Source organism: Pseudomonas sp. GOM7 (genome assembly GCF_026723825.1).
In the GTDB taxonomy this organism is placed as follows: Bacteria; Pseudomonadota; Gammaproteobacteria; order Pseudomonadales; family Pseudomonadaceae; genus Aquipseudomonas.
Genome location: NZ_CP113519.1, coordinates 5,205,142 through 5,222,667 on the forward strand (window position 1 = coordinate 5,205,142; position 17,526 = coordinate 5,222,667).

Consider the following 17,526-nt stretch of genomic DNA (forward strand, 5'->3'; position numbering starts at 1 on the left):
GCGATGAGCATGAATCTGATCACCGTTCTCTACCTTGTCGCCTCGGTGTGTTTCATCCAGGCGCTCAAGGGTCTGTCGCACCCGACCACCTCGCGGCGCGGCAACCTGTTCGGCATGGTCGGCATGGCCATCGCCGTGCTCACCACCGTCGGCCTGATTCACAAGCTGGGCGCAGAGCTGGCCGTGCAGGGCATCGGCTTCGTCATCGTCGGCCTGCTGGTCGGCGGTACCGCTGGCTCGATCATGGCCAAGCGCGTCGAGATGACCAAGATGCCGGAACTGGTCGCATTCATGCACAGCATGATCGGCCTGGCCGCCGTGTTCATCGCCATCGCCGCCGTGGTCGAGCCGCAGTCGCTGGGCATCGTCGCCGCCCTGGGTGATGCGATTCCAGCCGGTAATCGCCTGGAGCTGTTCCTCGGTGCCGCCATCGGCGCCATCACCTTCTCCGGTTCGGTGATCGCCTTCGGCAAGCTGTCGGGCAAGTACAAGTTCCGCCTGTTCCAGGGCGCGCCCGTGGTGTTCAAGGGCCAGCACCTGCTGAACCTGCTGGTGGGCATCGCCATCGTCGCACTGGGCCTGTACTTCACCTTCACCGGCGACATCCGCGCCTTCGCCATCCTGGTGGCCCTGGCCTTCGTCATCGGCGTGCTGATCATCATCCCCATCGGCGGCGCCGACATGCCGGTGGTGGTGTCGATGCTCAACAGCTACTCGGGCTGGGCAGCGGCCGGTATCGGCTTCTCGCTGAACAACTCCATGCTGATCGTCGCCGGCTCCCTGGTGGGCTCCTCGGGCGCCATCCTCTCGTACATCATGTGCAAGGCGATGAACCGCTCGTTCTTCAACGTCATCCTCGGCGGTTTCGGTGCCGATGCCGACGCGGGTGCCGCCGCGGGCAGCCAGGAGCAACGCAGCGTCAAGTCGGGTTCCTCCGACGACGCCGCCTTCCTGCTGACCAACGCCGACACCGTGGTCATCGTCCCCGGTTACGGCCTGGCAGTGGCCCGTGCCCAGCACGCGCTGATGGAGCTGGCGGAGAAGCTGACCCACCGCGGCGTCACCGTGAAGTACGCGATCCACCCGGTGGCCGGTCGTATGCCGGGCCATATGAACGTGCTGCTGGCCGAGGCCGAGGTGCCCTACGAGCAGGTGTTCGAGATGGAGGACATCAACTCCGAATTCGGGCAGACCGACGTGGTGCTGGTGCTTGGCGCCAACGACGTGGTCAACCCGGCGGCGAAGAACGATCCGAAGTCGCCGATCGCCGGCATGCCGATCCTCGAGGCGTACAAGGCCAAAACCGTGATCGTCAACAAGCGCTCGATGGCCAGCGGCTACGCCGGCCTGGACAATGAACTGTTCTACATGGACAAGACCATGATGGTCTTCGGTGATGCCAAGAAGGTCATCGAGGACATGGTCAAGGCCGTTGAATAAGCGCTGACCAACCCGACAGGAAACCCGGCCTCGTGCCGGGTTTTTTGTGTCCGGGTTCTCGGGAAAAATTGATTTTCAGGTCAGAAACAAAAGCCAATCAATTCCAAACTGTACTGCTTGAAAGGCTGTATTTTTTGGGTTGCACCCAGTTAAAAACACTGAGAATTATGGTTGCACCCAGTATTTTCACTTATTACCGGTACAGTTAAATCAAATTTTTATATAACAGTTACAAAGCAACCTATCTAATAGCACGACAATTTTCTCCATCTGTGACTACTGGGTCTTCTCTGCGCTCGGGATAATTTGCCCATCGACAGCAAACACACCCCGCCACAAGCGGAAGGATGAACATCATGGAACGTACCCTCAGTTCCGCCCTGCTCCAGACCCACAGCGCCGCCAGTGACAAGTCCCCCTGGCCGCTCCGCGTGATCGCCACCGTCACCCAGTGGCAGCGCCGCATCGTCAGCCGTCGTCAACTGGCTCGACTCGATGCCCGCCTGCTGGCCGACGCCGGCATCACCGAAGATCAGCGTTACCTCGAACTGCAGAAGCCGTTCTGGCGCTGATACCCCTTTGCTCCATCCCGTTACGGGATCTTCTGAGAGCTCTACCGTCTCTGCGCGGTAGGGCTTTCGTTTTATTCACGCCCTGCATAAGCTCGCCTGACCGCTCAACGATAACGAGGCGGCATTTTCGGAGCCTTGCCATGCACATCCGTTACCTGATCAGCCTCACCCTCCTGATGACACTGGCAGGCGCTGCCTCTGCGAGCAGCTTCGTCGCCACCACCGATACCCTCGGCAGTGCCTTGGCGGGCAGCGCAGAAGCCAGCTCGGACGCCACCTCCTCGCTGCGCGACAGCAAGGTCGTGCAAGCCGCCCAGGATGATGCCGCCAGCTTCATCGCCAGCAATGGCCAGGTGCGCGGGGTTCGACTGGAAAGTGCACTGCGCTATCTGCGGAGCCAGTCGGCGGCCCTGCAAAGCGTCAGCGACCTGCAACTGGCCAGCGCCATCCTCGCGCGCTGAATGCACCGCGCCGCTGCTGACCGCCGCGCCTTCGCCCCGTAAACTACGGCGACACCCTCGCCAGCGGAACCGCGCTGGCCAGGGCGCGTCCAATCGTCCGTCCTGCAGTTCCCGGAGCTATCTCATGCGTCGTTCACTCGTCATCGCCCTAGCTGCCTGCGCCCTGTTCAGCGGTATCGCCCAGGCGCAAACCGTGGTCGCCACCAGTAACATCGTGGTGCGCGCCCTGGATCGCAGCATCAACTTCACCTCCGATACCACCACCTCGATACGTGACATGAAAGCCGTGGTACAGGCCCGTGACGATGCCGCCAGCTTCGTCGCCAGCGCTGGCGAGATTCGCGGCGCACAACTGGAAGCTGCGCTGCAAACCCTCCGCCAGCAATTGCCCGAGGCGCAAAGCGCCAGCGATCTGCAACTGGCCGAAGCCATCCTCGCCCTGTGATACGCCTTGCCGCCTGGTGCTGCGGCGCGCTGCTGGCCCTGGCCGCAGGCGTCGCCCAGGCGCAATTGCGATTGACCCTGGACAACCGCGGCCTCGACGCCGGCCAACGCCAGGCCAGCCATGCTCTGCTTGACGAGGCCATGGCAGCACTGCCGCCGCGCTTCGTCGAACGCCTGGATCGCCAGGTGCGGGTCAGTTGGCGCGCCGACATGCCGGCCGAGGTGTACGGCCAGGTCGGGCGCTATAGCGGTATCGAACTCAACGCCGGACTGCTGCCGAAACTGGTCGATGGCTCGGCAGCGCAGAACCGCACCGGTCGCCCCCATGGCACCCAGCGCCAGGAACTGCTGGCCACCTTGCTGCATGAGCTGACTCATCTCTACGACCGCGCCCGCCTCTGGCCCGCCGCCCAACGCCGGCAGATCGTCCTGTGCCGGCAACGCACCAAATCCACAGGGCTGGTCGGGCTGCCAGATGCCTGTCGCGGCCAGACCGAGCGCCGTTTTACCCTCAGCGACGATCCACACCTGCTCGACCTGGCCGGCTGGCCACAACGGGTCGGTCGGCGCGGCGCGCGTGATATCGACAACGGTCAGGTGGCGCGCAGCCCAGACAGCTACGAGCTAAGCAACCCGCTGGAGTTCGTCGCAGTCAACCTCGAGTACTTTCTGCTCGACCCCAGTTACGCCTGCCGCCGCCCGTCCCTGGCCCGCTACTTCCGTGAGCATTTCGACTGGACGCCGCCAAGCCAGCCCTGCGCCGAGGGCTATGCCTACCTCAACGCCGGGCGCGACTTCGCTCGTCAGCCGCTGGCGCGCATAGACCCCGAACGGGTCTACGCCGTGGACTACCTGTTGGCCGAAGCCAACGACGCCTGGATGAGCCGCTGGGGCCACAGCATGCTGCGCCTGGTGATCTGTGCACCTGGACGACCGCGCGGCCCGGATTGTCGGTTGGATCTCGACCAGCACCTGGTGCTGTCCTACCGCGCCTTCGTCGGCGATGTGCAACTGTCGAGCTGGGACGGGCTGACCGGCGCCTATCCTTCGCGCCTGTTCGTCCTGCCGCTGGAACAGGTGATCGACGAATACACCAAGGTCGAGCTGCGCAGCCTGGCCTCGGTACCGCTGCGCCTGTCGCGCGACGAACTGGAGCGCCTGGTGGCACGGGCCGCCGAGCAGCACTGGAGCTATGACGGCGACTACTACTTCATCTCCAACAACTGCGCGGTGGAAACCCTCAAGCTACTGCGCAGCGGTACCGGCAATCCGCGCCTACAAGCCCTCGACAGCATCCTGCCCAACGGCCTGCTGGACATGTTGGCAGCGCGCGGGCTGGCCGACACCTCGGTACTGGACGACCCGCGCGAAGCCCTGCGCCTGGGCTACCGCTTCGACTCTTTCCGTGACCGCTACCAGGCCATGTTCGCCGTGCTGCGTCAGCGCCTGCCGATCACTCAGGACAACGTGGAAACCTGGCTGGCACAACCTGCGCAGCAGCGCCAGCAATGGTTCGCCAAGGCCGACCTGCGCGCCAGCGCCGCCCTGCTGCTGCTGGAGCAAGCAGCGCTACGCCGACAACTGCTGCTCGCCCAGGACGAACTCAAGCGCCGCTACCTGACCGGCCGCGCGGCCGGCGACCCGAGCCTGAACAAGGCCGGCGCCGCGCTGGAGCAGATACTGACCAACAGCGGTTTTCTAAGTCGCCCGGCCGAATTGCTCGAAGGCGGCTACGGGCTGCCGCAGCAACAGGAATGGGAGCGCCTGGAGGCGAGCAGCCGCGAACGCCAGCAGCAACTGCGCCAGCTCAGCGATGAACTGGACGGCGAAGTGCGCAACCTGTTGCTGCCCGAGCGCCGAGCCGAACTGGAAGCCAACGAAGCCAACCTGCTCGCCCTGGGTGAACACCTGCGTGCCCTGCACAAGGCCAGCGGCGGCCTGCAGTTACCCTAGCCTCGAGAGTAATGAGTAGCCCGGATGAAATCCGGGAAATCGCTCTGCCCAGCCCCCGGATTGCAGCCGGGCTACGGGATGATCTCTTCGTCTTCTTCCGGCAGTTGCGGATCGACCGTCAGCCAGGGCAGTCGGCTGCCTACCCAGATATGCCGATTGGCCGGGACCTGCTCGGGCTCGTCGAGGGTAGCCACGGTCACGTCCAGCGTCTGCGGGCTGAGCGAGGTGAACAGCGCCAAGTGTGCACCGCAGTCGCCGCAGAAATAGCGCGTGCAGCTAGCCGAAGAGGCGAAGGCCTTCGGCGTGCCCCGCAGCCACTGGAACGCCTGGCGCGGCACCGTGACCCAGGTGGTGAGAATGCCGCCGCTGCTGCGTCGGCAGATCGCGCAGTGGCAATGCGCACTGTCGTGCAACACGGCCTCGATGCGATAACGCAGCGCCCCGCACTGACAGCCACCTTCATGACGCTCGCTCATTCGCCCCTCCTTGCATTGCCCCGCCCCGCTGACCAAGATAGCGCGACCATCGCCACCGAGAATTGCCGTGATCGATCTGCTGCTGGCCCTGTGGCCGTTGTTCGCCATGATAGTCGCCGGCTACTGGCTACGCTCGCGTGAGTTTCCCAGCGAGGCCTTCTGGCCTGGCGCCGAGCGCCTCAACTACTTCATCCTGTTCCCTGCCCTGCTGTTCTCCAGCCTGGCCAAGGCACCGTTGAACAATCCGGCCTTGCCGCGCCTGGCCCTGGCGGTGCTGCTCGGTCTCGGCATCGCCTGGATCGCCCTGCTGCTGATACGCCGTCTACGCAGCTGGCCGGCAGGGCGCTTCGGGGCATTCAGCCAGGGTATCCTGCGCTTCAACACCTACCTCGGCCTGGCCGCTGTCGGCAGCCTGTTCGGTCAGCCAGGCCTGACCCTGGCAGCCATCATGCTCGCCCTGATGGTGCCTACGGTGAATGTGCTGTCGGTGTGGTCGCTGACCGCCGAGCGCGGCGTCAGCGCGCGCAGCCTGTTGCTGCCGATCATCAAGAACCCGCTGATCCTCGCCTGTGTCGGCGGCGCATTGTTCAACCTCACCGGCATCGGCCTGCCGGGCGGTACGGATCGCCTGCTCAGTCTGCTCGCCGCCGCCAGTCTGCCACTGGGTCTGCTCTGCGTCGGTGCGGCGCTCAAGCCCGAGCAACTGGGCGGCGAGATTCCCGCGCTGGGCTGGAACAGCACCCTGCGCCTGCTGGCCATGCCGCTGCTGGCCTGGGGCGTGGCCTGGGGATTAAGCCTGCCGTCCATGGAAAGTGCCGTGCTGGTACTGTTCTTCGCCCTACCCACCGCGCCCACCGCCTACGTGCTGACCCGCCAGCTCGGCGGCGACAGCCAGTTGATGGCCGGCATCATCACCCTGCAGACCCTGCTCGCGGCTGGCAGCCTGCTACTGGTGATGGCCGCCCTGGCACCCTGAACTCCGGTAGACGATTGGTGGCAAGCTGAAAGCTCGCCGAAAGCGACTGTATCTAGCATGGCGCGGTCGCCGGTACCTGACAGGTTCGGCAGCCTACAAAAACAATACAGGTAGCCCAACCATGCTCCGTGCCCTACCCCTCCGTGCTTGTCTGCGCGCGCGCCTCAGCGCCTGCTACTCAATCTGACTCACGGAGAACCGCCATGCTGACTTTCCTTGGCTTCGCCATGGTCTCGACCTTCATGTTCCTGATCATGAGCAGACGTCTGTCGGCGCTGATCGCGCTGATCATCATCCCCATCCTCTTTGCTCTGATCGGCGGTTTCGCCACGCAGATCGGCCCGATGATGCTCGAAGGCATCAGCAAGCTCGCGCCTACTGGCGTGATGCTGATGTTCGCCATCCTTTATTTCGCCATCATGATCGACTCGGGCCTGTTCGATCCGCCCGTGCGCCTGATCCTCAAACTGGTCAAGGGTGACCCGCTGAAAGTGGCAATGGGCACCGTGGCTCTGGCCCTGATCGTATCGCTCGATGGCGACGGTTCGACCACCTACATGATCTGCGTTGGCGCCATGCTACCGCTCTACAGCCGCCTGAAGATGAGCCCGACCATCATGGCCGGCCTGATCATCATGGCCGGCGGCATCATGAACATGACGCCCTGGGGCGGCCCGACCGCACGTGCCGCCAGCGCCCTGCACGTCGACCCGTCGCATGTATTCGTGCCGATGATTCCCGGCATGATGCTCGGCGCCATCGTCCTGTTCGCTATCGCCTACCTGTACGGCCTGCGCGAGCGCAAGCGCCTGGGTGTACTGCAACTGCCGGACGAGCAACTGCAGCAGGAAGAGATCAGCGTTTCGCAATTCCCGGAAGCGCGCCGGCCGAAACTGCTGTGGATCAATGCGATCCTCACCGTGGTACTGATGAGCACCCTGATTGCTGGCCTGCTGCCGATGCCGGTGCTGTTCATGATCGCCTTCAGCATCGCCATGATCATCAACTACCCCTGCCTGCAACAGCAGAAGGAACGCGTCGCCGCCCATGCCGGTAACGTCCTGGCCGTGGTCGGCCTGATCTTCGCGGCAGGCATCTTCACCGGCATTCTCAGCGGCACCGGCATGGTCGAAGCCATGTCCAAGAGTCTGCTGGCCGTGATCCCGGATGCCTTCGGCCCCTACCTGGCGGTGATCACCGCGCTGGTGAGCATGCCGTTCACCTTCTTCATGTCCAACGACGCCTTCTATTACGGCATTCTGCCAGTGCTCAACCAGGCGGCTTCGAACTACGGCATCAGTGCCGTGGAAATGGCTCGCGCCTCGATCGTTGGCCAGCCGGTGCACCTGCTCAGCCCGCTGGTGCCCTCGACCTACCTGTTGATTGGCCTGGCCAAGATCGAGTTCGGCGACCTGCAGCGCTTCACTCTGAAATGGGCGGTGCTGGTCTGCATGGCTATCCTGGCGGCGGCGCTGCTGCTGGGTGTCTTCCCACTGCTGAGTCGCTGAAAATCGTGATTTGACGAAATTTTCACAAGCAGCCGTGTAACATGCGGCGCCCACTATCGCGTGGGCTCCGCTCAACGCTTACGAGAATCGAACATGGAATGGCTGACCAGCCCTGAAATCTGGGTTGCTTTCTTGACCCTAACTGCCCTGGAGATCGTCCTCGGCATCGACAACATCATCATGATCGCCATCCTGGTCGGCCGCATGCCCCCGCACATGCAGGCGCGCACGCGCTTCTTCGGCCTGGCCCTGGCGATGGTCACGCGCATCGGCCTGCTGCTGTCGATCACCTGGATCATGCGTCTGACCAACGACCTGTTCCACCTGTTCGGCCAGGGCATCTCCGGGCGCGACCTGATCCTCTTCTTCGGCGGCCTGTTCCTGCTGTGGAAGAGCAGCACCGAGATGTACCACAGCCTCGAGGGCGAGGATGAAGCCGAGCAGACCCCGGGCAACGGCGCGGCACGCAACTTCATCGGCACCATCATCCAGATCGCCATTATCGACATCGTGTTCAGCCTGGACTCGGTGATCACCGCCGTCGGCATGGTGTCCCACGTGCCGGTGATGGTCGCAGCGATCATCGTCGCCGTGCTGGTGATGATGCTGGCCGCCGGCACCATCAGCAATTTCATCGACAAACACCCTTCTTTGAAGATGCTGGCGCTGTCCTTCCTCGTGGTAGTCGGCACCGTGCTCATCGCCGAGGCCTTCGAGGTGCACGTGCCCAAGGGCTACGTCTACTTCGCCATGGCCTTCTCGCTGGGCGTGGAGGCGCTGAACATCCGCATGCGCGTACTGCGCGGGCGCAAGGAAGACCCGGTCAAGCTGCGCAAGGACATCCCGGGCCAGTAAGGCCGGCTGCCACCCAGATCAAGGGCCTCGATAACGAGGCCCTTTTTCTTTGCCTGACGAAAAGTGCAGCACGTTGCCACAGCCGCTCCAAAAATTTTTTTTTTGATTGATAAATCATGGTGTTAGCCTTCTCGCCCCGCGAAACCATACCCGGTCACAGATGAAGAGTACCGCTACCCTACCCAAGTATCGACAACCTCAGCTCGACGATAACCGCAGCCTTGCCGAGCAGTTATCAGCATCATCGCCTGCCTCTTCTCGTACCCCTGTTCCGCTGCGCGGCCAGGGCAAGGTCGTACCGCTGAAGCGTCCCGAAGCAAAACGTGCAACGGGATTTTTCGATGCAGTGCCTGGCGCCAACATTGAAACGGCTTTGCTGCTTTTCGGCGTGGTTGCCCTCGGCATTGCCATAGGCGTTCCGCTAGGTGCCTGGATGTTCGTCAGCGCGGCGGTAGGCTGAAGCGCGCGCCCATGTAGACATAGAGGATTGATACCGCTCAGCACGCAACCGGGCCGCGACGACTATGCTTGCCGGCATTCGATCCAGCACAGGGTCATGCCGATGAGCGACGCCAGCGACACCCTCGACGTCTTCCCCTATCTGCAACTGATGCGCCAGCATGCAGGCTCCGACCTGTTCTTCAGCGTCGGCGCGCCGCCACACATGAAGGTCGAGGGCCATAGCCAGCCGGTCGGCCAACGTGCGTTCCAGGCAGGCGAAGTGCAGCAACTGGCCTACCAGTTGCTGAGCCAGAAGCAAATCGCCGAGTTCGAGCGCGATCTGGAGATGAATCTGGCGGTGAGTCTGCAAGGTTCTGGGCGCTATCGGGTCAACCTCTACTACCAGCGCGGCGAAGTGGCCATGGTGGTGCGCCTGATCAAGAGCCAGATCCCAGGCTTCGACGCGCTCGGCCTGCCCCGGCTGCTGGAGAAACTGGCCCTGCAGGATCGCGGGCTGATCCTCGTCACCGGCGCCGCCGGCTCGGGCAAGTCCACCACGCTGGCGGCCATGCTGGACTATCGCAACCGCCACAAGAGCGGGCATATCCTCTGCATCGAAGACCCCATCGAGTTCCTCCACAGCCACCAGCGCTCGATCATCGACCAGCGTGAGGTGGGCCTGGACACCCACAGCTTCGCCGATGCTCTGCGCAACGTGCTGCGCGAGGCGCCGGACGTGATCATGCTTGGCGAGATTCGCGACGCGGCCACCATGCAGCACGCCCTGCATTACGCGGAAAGCGGCCACCTGTGCGTGGCCACGCTGCATGCCACCAGCAGCAGCCACGCCATCGAGCGCATCGCGCGCTTCTTTCCCGACGAGGCGCGCAAGCAGGTGCTGGCCGACGTCGCGCACAACCTGCTGGCGGTGATCGGCCAACGCCTGATACCCGGCCTTGACCACAAGCGCGTGGCGGCGGTGGAGCTGATGCTCGGCACCCCCTATATCCGCGACCTGATCCAGCGCGACGAGCTGGACGAGTTGCGCGAGGCCATCGGCCGCGCCGCCGAACAGGGCCTGCAGACCTTCGACCAGCACCTGTTCGCCCTGCTCGCAGCCGGGCGTATCGGCCTGGCCGACGCGCTGAAATTCGCCGACTCACGCACCGACCTCAGCCTAAGGTTCAAACTCGAACGCGGATTCTCCGCCGACGAGGCCGAGCTCAAGGTGCTGCGCGACGCTTGAGCCGGGCCAGAAACGCACAAGGCAGCCGAAGCTGCCTTGTGTATGCCTTGCCCCCAACGGGTCAGGCTGGTTGCAGCGCCTTGCGCCGACGCTGCAGGGCGACGACCAGGGCGAACAGCAGGAAGCCCGGAATCCACATCAGCTCCTTGACCCAGCGGTCGGTGGGCGCCTTGATGCTGAGGATCTGCTGATCGAACTCCAGCCCCGCTTCGGCCGCCGGGCTGCCGAAACCGACGCTGTCGATCAGCACCTTGCCGTTGTCCTCGTAGGTCATCAGGCCCAGCTTGTCCAGCCGCGCCTGGCCGTCCTCACCCGCAGGCACCGGCAGCAGCACGACGAACTCGCGCGGATCGCCCACGGAATCTTCGCCGCGTATCCACACGCGCAGCGAGCTGCCGTCTTCGACATTGCCCAGCGCCTGCGCCAGTTGCGCTGGCGGCACTTCCCGATAGGGGTCGTGCAACATGTCCATCCAGAACCCGGGGCGGAACAGGGTGAAGGCCACCAGCAGCAGCAGCATGCTCTCGTACCAGCGGCTGCGCACCAGGAAGAAGCCCTGGGTGCCGGCGGCGAAGATCAACATGGCGATGGTGGCCACGATGAAGATCAGCACGCCGTGCCAGAAGTCCACGTCGATCAGCAACAGATCAGTGTTGAAGATGAACAGGAACGGTAGCGCGGCGGTACGCAGGCTGTAGAAGAACGCCACGAGGCCGGTCTTGATCGGGTCGCCCTTGGACACCGCCGCTGCAGCGAACGAGGCCAGCCCCACCGGCGGCGTCACATCGGCCATGATGCCGAAGTAGAAGACGAACAGGTGCACCGCGATCAGCGGCACGATCAGGCCGTTCTGCTGCCCCAGCGCCACCACCACCGGCGCCAGCAGGCTGGATACCACGATGTAGTTGGCGGTGGTCGGCAGGCCCATGCCAAGGATCAGGCTGAACACCGCCACCAGCACCAACATCAGCAACAGGTTGCCCATCGACAGCAGCTCGACCAGGTCGGCCAGCACCAGGCCGACGCCGGTCTGCGACACCGCGCCGACGATGACGCCAGCCGCCGCCGTGGCGATGCCAATGCCGATCATGTTGCGCGCGCCAGCGATCAGGCCTTCGCGCAAGTCGATCACGCCGTCCTTGAAGGTGCCGTGGTCATGGCTGCCATCACGGCGCATCCAGCTCAGCAGCGGACGCTGGGTGAGCAGGATGATCACCAGCATCACGCTGCCCCAGAAGGCCGACAGGCCGGGCGACAGGCGCTCGACCATCAGACACCAGACCAGCACCACCACCGGCAGCAGGAAGTGCAGGCCCGACAGCAGCACCGCGCGGGTCTGCGGCAGTTCCTCCAAGGGGGCGTTGGGGTCTTCCGGCGGCAGTACCGGCACGCTGGCCGCGACCTTCAGCAGGCCCAGATAGACCACCGCGAGCAGGGCGCCGATCACCGGCAGGGCATGCTCGCCCAGCAACGGCTTGAGCCAGCCCAGGCCGTAATACACCGCCAGGGACAGCCCGCTGATCAGCGCCGCACCGAAGGCGAAGCCGGTCAGGCGCCGTAGCCAGGGCCTGGGCTGCTGCCCGCCGATGGGCTGCAGCCCCAGCTTGAGGGCCTCCAGGTGGACGATGTAGAGCAGCGCAATGTAAGAAATCGCGGCCGGCAGGAAGGCGTGCTTGATGATCTCGACATAGGGCATGCCGATGTACTCGACCATCAGGAAAGCCGCCGCGCCCATTACCGGCGGCATGATCTGGCCGTTGACCGAGGACGCCACCTCCACTGCGCCCGCCTTCTCCGAAGAGAAGCCAGTACGCTTCATCATCGGGATGGTGAAGGTACCAGTGGTGACCACGTTGGCGATGGATGAACCGGAGATCATCCCGGTCAGGCCGGAGGCCAGCACCGCAGCCTTGGCCGGGCCGCCGCGGAAGTGGCCGAGCAGGCTGAACGCGAGCTGGATGAAGTAATGCCCGGCGCCGGCCCGTTCGAGCAGCGCACCGAACAGCACGAAGAGGAAGACGAAGCTGGTGGAAACCCCCAGGGCGATGCCGAACACCCCCTCGGTGGTGATCCACTGGTGGTTGGCCAGCGCCTGCAGGCTCACCCCACGGTGCGCCAGCAGGCCCGGCATGTAGGGGCCGGCCAGGCTGTAGACGAGGAATACCAGAGCGATGATCGCCAGGGGCGGGCCAAGCGCGCGACGGGTGGCCTCCAGCAGCAGCGGAATGCCGATGCAGGCGGTGACCAGGTCTGCCGTGGTCAGGCTGCCGGGGCGCAGCGCCAGTTGCTCGTAGAAGACGAACAAATAGGCCGAACTGGCCGCCGCCACCAGGCCGAGGGCGATGTCCATGAGCGGCACCCGGTCGCGTGGCGAGCGCTTGAAGGCCGGATAGGCGAGAAAGGCCAGCAGCAGGGCGAAAGTCAGGTGGATAGCGCGGGTCTGGGTATCGTTGAGTACGCCGAAGCCGAAGATGAACGGCAGCGGCGAGGCGATCCATAGCTGGAACAGCGACCAGAGCAGGGCGAGGCCAGTGATCACCTGGGCCATGAGGCCGACAGGCGAGCGCGCGCCGACATCCTGGGCGATCAGTTCCTCGGTGGACAGTTGCTTGTCAGGCATGGAGTGGAACCTGCGTTTGAATGATTCGGAAAACGGCAAAAACCCGCAGGCCTGCGCCATGCGGGTTTTGCCGAGACTGCCGGATACCGCCGGCAGCGGGGCGTTACGGGTTCACCAACAGCTATCGGCGAACCCTGGGCCTTACATCCAGCCGCGTTCCTTGTAGTAACGCACGGCGCCTTCATGCAGCGGCGCACTCAGGCCGACCTTGATCATGTCGGTCTCCTTGAGGTCGGCGAAGGCCGGGTGCAGACGCTTGAAGCGGTCGATGTTGTCGAATACCGACTTGACCAGTTGATAGACAACTTCCGGGTCGGCCTTGGCGCTGGTGGACAGCACGGCCTTGCCACCGATGGACGGGGTCGGCTGATCGTTGCCCTTGTACAGCCCGCCGGGGATGTCGGCCTTGGTGTAGTAAGGCTTCTCGGCCAGCAGCTTGTCGATCTCGGCGCCGGTCACCGGCACCAGCACGGCGTCGACGGTGGTAGTGGCTTCCTGGATCGCGCCGTTGGGATGACCGACGAAGTAGGTCATGGCGTCGATGTTGTTGTCGCCCAGGGCGCTGGCCTGCTCAGCCGGCTTCAACTCGGCGGCCAGGGCAAAGGCGGAGCGATCCCAGCCCTTGACGGCCATGATCTCTTCCAGGGTGTCACGCTGGCCGGAACCGGGGTTGCCGATATTGACGCGCTTGCCCTTGAGGTCATCGAAGCTTTTGATGTTGGCGTCACGACGGGCAAGGATGGTGAACACCTCGCTCTGCAGCGAGAACACCGCGCGGATGTCCTCCATGGGGCCTTCGGCCTCGAACGGCGCCGTCCCCTTGAGCGCCTTGTACTGGTGGTCGGACTGCATGATGCCGAAGTTGAATTCGCCACTGCGAATGCCATTGACGTTGGCCACGCCACCGCCGCTGGCCGGCGCGTTGCACTTGATACCGTGCTCGGCCGAGCCACGGTTGAGGAAGCGGCAGATGGATTGGCCTGCCACGTAATACACGCCGGTCTGGCCGCCGGTGCCGATGGTGACGAACTTCTCGTCAGCCTGTGCCATTCCACCGAAGGTGGTGCCTGCGAGTACGGCAGACAGAGCCCATGCCAAGGATTTGCCTTTCATGGGGAATCTCCTTTTTCTGTTTTATGGAGCCGGCGCACACCTCGTGGGCACGCGCCGGGGAACTTGCAGTCTAACCGCTGAGCACGAGAATGCACGCCCGGCGTGCCCTGGGGCTCGTAACCGCTTGTGTAACGCGCTTCTTGTAACGCCGTGCGAGCAGAGGCGCTGGGGAGGCGGCAGCCAAGCATCCTCGTCGCCAGACAAGTACTTGCCGGCAGGGTTTGGCGCCCTGTCGGCAAAGCCCGTAGAGTGTTCACCCTGTTGTCATGAGGATTCCATCCATGAGCCGACTGGCCTCCATCAAGCTCTCCACCCTCGACCTGGCGCCGATTCGTGATGACGGCAACGCCGCCCAGGCCCTGCACAACTCGCTGGCCCTGGCCCGCCATGTGGAAAGCCTGGGTTTCGAGCGCTTCTGGGTCGCCGAGCACCACAACATGGACGGCATCGCCAGCTCCGCCACCGCCGTGCTGATCGGCTACCTGGCCGCCGGCACCTCGCGCATCCGTCTTGGCGCTGGCGGCGTGATGCTGCCCAACCATGCGCCTCTGGTGATCGCCGAGCAGTTCGGCACCCTCGCCACCCTCTACCCTGGCCGCATCGACCTGGGCCTGGGCCGCGCGCCCGGCGCTGATCAGTACACCGCCCATGCCCTGCGCCGCAGCCGCGATGGCAGCGCCGAGGACTTCCCCAACGACGTCGAGGAACTGCAGGCCTATCTCGGTCCGCGCCAGGAGGGCCAGCAGGTCATCGCCATGCCCGGCAGCGGCACCGAAGTGCCGATCTGGCTGCTCGGCTCCAGCCTGTTCAGCGCCCAGCTCGCCGGCATGAAAGGCCTACCCTACGCCTTCGCCTCGCACTTCGCGCCGCGCTACCTGCACGAGGCGATCCGCGTCTACCGCAACCACTTCCGCCCCTCGGCGGTGCTGGACAAGCCCTACGTGATGCTCGGCGTGCCGCTGCTGGCGGCCGACAGCGACGAGCAGGCGCAACGCCTGGCCACCTCGGCCTTCCAGCGCATCCTCGCGCTGATCCGTGGCCAGAGCCTGGTGCAGCGCAAGCCGGTGGCGAGCATGGAAGGCCTGTGGCTGCCACACGAGCGCCAGGCCGTCAGCGAGTTCCTCGGCCTGGCCGCCATCGGCGGGCCACAGACCGTGCGCAACCGTCTGGAGCAGTTGCTGGAGCAGACCGAGGCGGACGAGCTGATCTTCACCTGCGACATGTATGACTTCGCCGACCGCCTGCATGCCTTCGATATCCTCGCCGAGCTGCAACACAGCTAAAGCCGAACTTGTGCGCCACGAAGGCCTCTGAATGCACGAGGGGCCGCCAGCCGGGCGGCCCGCCATCAAGCAATGGGAGAACGCGCATGAAGAAGACAGCATCGGCCCACTGGCAAGGCGGCATCAAGGACGGCAAGGGCACCATCAGCACCCAGAGCGGCGCCCTCAAGGACAACCCCTACGGCTTCAATACCCGCTTCGAGAACGAGCCCGGCACCAACCCCGAGGAGCTGATCGGCGCGGCCCATGCCGGCTGTTTTTCCATGGCCCTGTCCAAGGAGCTGGGTGATGCCGGCATGACCGCCGAGAGCATCGACACCAAGGCCGAAGTGAGTCTGGACAAGGTGGAAGGCGGCTTCGAGATCAGCGCCGTGCACCTGTCGCTGCGGGCCAAGATCCCCGGCGCCGACCGAGCCGCCTTCGAGAAGGCCGTGGAAACCGCCAAGACCGGCTGCCCGGTCTCCAAGGTACTCAACGCCAAGATCACCCTGGAAGCGGTACTCGACAACTAAGGCCATGGAGTGCGCTACGCTGGCTAGATCGCCGTGCCACAGCGCCTCACCTCGCCCCGCGCCAACATCCGGCGCTGTTCGTCGTAGAGCCAGGCCTGCGCCTTCATCAGCAGCGGCCTGGCCACGATGCGATAACGCTGGCCGGGGGCGAAACCCTGATAGCGCAGGGTGATCTCGCAGGTCATGCGCAGCGGCTCGCTCTGCATGCTCAGCGCCCCCCCCCCGCGCACCTCGAACTGGAAACGGGTCTGTAGCTCATGCTCGCCGGGCATTACCTGAAAGTAACGACCGTCTGGCCAGCGCTGGCCATCCAGGCGGTCAGCCATCAGCAGTGTATCGGCGCTGGAGTACAACTCGACCCAGGCCTGCTGCGGGTCGGGCTTGGGCAGTGGCGAAGCGCAGGCGCCGAGCATCAGCAGGGCGGGGGCGAGAAGCAGGGCGCGCATGGCGACCTCCGATCAGGGTTCAGACACCAGCCTACACCGGGAGGCAGGCGAAACCGAGACGAAGCACACAAAAGACGATGCGCTGGCCGAGTGGATCGGCTAGCGTGAGCGCATGCCTGACGTCTCCCCTATCGACCTCCTGCGCCGCCTGGCGGTTCCCCTACTCGCCCTGCTGCTTGGCGGCTGCTCGACCCTGGACTACTACACCCACCTGGGCCAGGGCCAGTGGCAACTGCTGCAAGCGCGCGAGTCGGTCGAACGCCTGCTCGCCGACCCGGCCACCGACCACGATCTGGCCCGGCGCCTGCGCCTGTCGCAAACCGCGCGGGACTTCGCCAGTGCTCAGTTGCACCTGCCGGATAACCGCAGCTATCGCCTGTACGCCGACCTGCACCGGCCCTTCGTGGTGTGGAACGTCTTCGCCACCCCGGAATTCTCCCTAGACCCCGAGCTGCATTGCTTCCCCATCGCCGGCTGCGTCGCCTACCGCGGCTACTACCAGCTAGGCCGTGCCCGAGGCGCCGCCGCGCTGCTGCGCGAGCAGGGGCTGGACACCTACATCGGCGGCGTGGAGGCCTACTCCACCCTGGGTTGGTTCGACGACCCGCTGCTCAGCACCATGCTGCGCTGGAACGACGAACGCCTGGTGGCGGTGATCTTCCACGAGCTGGCGCATCAGCAGTACTACCTGGCGGGCGATACCGCCTTCAACGAATCCTTCGCCACCTTCGTCGAGCGCGAAGGCCTGCGCCAGTGGCACGTGGCCCGCAGCGAAACGCCACCGGCCAGCGATGATCGCCAGCGCCAACAGTTCGTCGAACTGGTGCTGGCCAGCCGCGAACGCCTGCGCCAGCTCTATGCCAGCAACCTGCCAGCCGCCGCCATGCGTAAGGCCAAGCAGGCCGAATTCGCACGCCTGCGCCGTGATTATCGCGCCTTGCGCCAACGTGAATGGGGCGGCCAGGGGCGCTTCGATGCCTGGATCGACAGCCCGATGAACAACGCCAAGCTGCTGCCCTTCGGCCTCTACGACCAGTGGGTGCCAGCCTTCGCTGCGCTATTCGAGCGTGAAGGGCGCAACTGGCCAGCCTTCTATGCCGCCGTCGCCGCATTGGGCCGGTTGCCTGCGCCCGAACGCCAGGCCGAACTGCAAGCCCTGCTGCAAAAGAGTCAGAACTGA

At 64.6% G+C, this 17,526-nt stretch carries 17 protein-coding genes; 13 read left to right on the forward strand and 4 right to left on the reverse strand.

Features of this window, described 5'->3' with window-relative positions; translation table 11 throughout:
• The first annotated feature begins 3 nt into the window (after positions 1-3).
• From OU800_RS23195 to OU800_RS23215, 5 genes are all read left to right on the forward strand, one after another.
• On the forward strand, positions 4-1,440 hold the full coding sequence (locus OU800_RS23195; RefSeq protein ID WP_268179837.1) for an NAD(P)(+) transhydrogenase (Re/Si-specific) subunit beta: 1,437 nt from the start codon (positions 4-6) through the stop codon (positions 1,438-1,440).
• 356 nt (positions 1,441-1,796) lie between these two features.
• On the forward strand, positions 1,797-2,012 hold the full coding sequence (locus tag OU800_RS23200) for a DUF1127 domain-containing protein (RefSeq protein WP_268179838.1): 216 nt from the start codon (positions 1,797-1,799) through the stop codon (positions 2,010-2,012).
• Positions 2,013-2,152: 140 nt separating this feature from the next.
• The gene (locus OU800_RS23205; RefSeq protein WP_268179840.1) at positions 2,153-2,473 is read left to right on the forward strand and encodes a DUF2388 domain-containing protein; all 321 of its coding nucleotides are present in this window, start codon (positions 2,153-2,155) and stop codon (positions 2,471-2,473) included.
• 124 nt (positions 2,474-2,597) lie between these two features.
• Positions 2,598-2,918 carry a DUF2388 domain-containing protein gene (locus OU800_RS23210; RefSeq protein WP_268179842.1) on the forward strand — a complete coding sequence of 107 codons (321 nt, stop codon included), beginning with the start codon at positions 2,598-2,600 and terminating at the stop codon, positions 2,916-2,918.
• Positions 2,915-4,870, forward strand: a complete 1,956-nt coding sequence (locus OU800_RS23215) for a DUF7844 domain-containing protein (RefSeq protein ID WP_268179844.1) — start codon at positions 2,915-2,917, stop codon at positions 4,868-4,870. The genes OU800_RS23210 and OU800_RS23215 overlap by 4 nt, the downstream gene beginning before the upstream one ends.
• 71 nt (positions 4,871-4,941) lie before the next feature.
• Here OU800_RS23215 and OU800_RS23220 read toward each other — a convergent pair whose 3' ends face one another.
• Entirely contained in the window at positions 4,942-5,346 is a 405-nt protein-coding gene (locus tag OU800_RS23220) for a GFA family protein (protein WP_268179846.1), read from the reverse strand.
• A gap of 106 nt (positions 5,347-5,452) precedes the next feature.
• Here OU800_RS23220 and OU800_RS23225 point away from each other — a divergent pair, with 106 nt between their 5' ends.
• From OU800_RS23225 to OU800_RS23245, 5 genes are all read left to right on the forward strand, one after another.
• Positions 5,453-6,322 (forward strand): AEC family transporter, encoded by an 870-nt coding sequence (locus tag OU800_RS23225; protein WP_268184419.1) that lies wholly within the window; start codon positions 5,453-5,455, stop codon positions 6,320-6,322.
• Between the two features lie 203 nt (positions 6,323-6,525).
• Complete coding sequence (locus OU800_RS23230; RefSeq protein ID WP_268179848.1) at positions 6,526-7,830, forward strand: CitMHS family transporter; 1,305 nt, start codon at positions 6,526-6,528, stop codon at positions 7,828-7,830.
• A 93-nt stretch (positions 7,831-7,923) separates the two neighbouring features.
• Positions 7,924-8,685 carry a TerC family protein gene (locus OU800_RS23235; RefSeq protein ID WP_268179849.1) on the forward strand — a complete coding sequence of 254 codons (762 nt, stop codon included), beginning with the start codon at positions 7,924-7,926 and terminating at the stop codon, positions 8,683-8,685.
• 160 nt (positions 8,686-8,845) lie between these two features.
• Positions 8,846-9,145, forward strand: a complete 300-nt coding sequence (locus OU800_RS23240) for a hypothetical protein (RefSeq protein ID WP_268179851.1) — start codon at positions 8,846-8,848, stop codon at positions 9,143-9,145.
• A gap of 102 nt (positions 9,146-9,247) precedes the next feature.
• Positions 9,248-10,372 carry a PilT/PilU family type 4a pilus ATPase gene (locus OU800_RS23245; RefSeq protein ID WP_442964726.1) on the forward strand — a complete coding sequence of 375 codons (1,125 nt, stop codon included), beginning with the start codon at positions 9,248-9,250 and terminating at the stop codon, positions 10,370-10,372.
• A gap of 61 nt (positions 10,373-10,433) precedes the next feature.
• Here the strand turns inward: OU800_RS23245 and OU800_RS23250 are convergent, their stop codons facing one another.
• On the reverse strand, positions 10,434-12,992 hold the full coding sequence (locus OU800_RS23250) for a TRAP transporter permease (RefSeq protein WP_268179854.1): 2,559 nt from the start codon (positions 12,990-12,992) through the stop codon (positions 10,434-10,436).
• A gap of 141 nt (positions 12,993-13,133) precedes the next feature.
• Positions 13,134-14,105, reverse strand: a complete 972-nt coding sequence (locus OU800_RS23255) for a TAXI family TRAP transporter solute-binding subunit (RefSeq protein ID WP_268179856.1) — start codon at positions 14,103-14,105, stop codon at positions 13,134-13,136.
• 281 nt (positions 14,106-14,386) lie between these two features.
• Here OU800_RS23255 and OU800_RS23260 point away from each other — a divergent pair, with 281 nt between their 5' ends.
• Both OU800_RS23260 and OU800_RS23265 read left to right on the forward strand, forming a co-directional pair.
• The gene (locus OU800_RS23260) at positions 14,387-15,388 is read left to right on the forward strand and encodes an LLM class flavin-dependent oxidoreductase (protein WP_268179858.1); all 1,002 of its coding nucleotides are present in this window, start codon (positions 14,387-14,389) and stop codon (positions 15,386-15,388) included.
• Positions 15,389-15,474: 86 nt separating this feature from the next.
• Complete coding sequence (locus OU800_RS23265) at positions 15,475-15,900, forward strand: OsmC family protein (protein ID WP_268179860.1); 426 nt, start codon at positions 15,475-15,477, stop codon at positions 15,898-15,900.
• Positions 15,901-15,923: 23 nt separating this feature from the next.
• Here OU800_RS23265 and OU800_RS23270 read toward each other — a convergent pair whose 3' ends face one another.
• Positions 15,924-16,346, reverse strand: a complete 423-nt coding sequence (locus tag OU800_RS23270; RefSeq protein ID WP_268179862.1) for a PA0061/PA0062 family lipoprotein — start codon at positions 16,344-16,346, stop codon at positions 15,924-15,926.
• Between the two features lie 112 nt (positions 16,347-16,458).
• Between OU800_RS23270 and OU800_RS23275 the strand changes: the two genes are divergently transcribed.
• A complete protein-coding gene (locus OU800_RS23275) occupies positions 16,459-17,526 on the forward strand; it encodes an aminopeptidase (RefSeq protein WP_268179864.1) in 1,068 nt (355 codons plus the stop codon).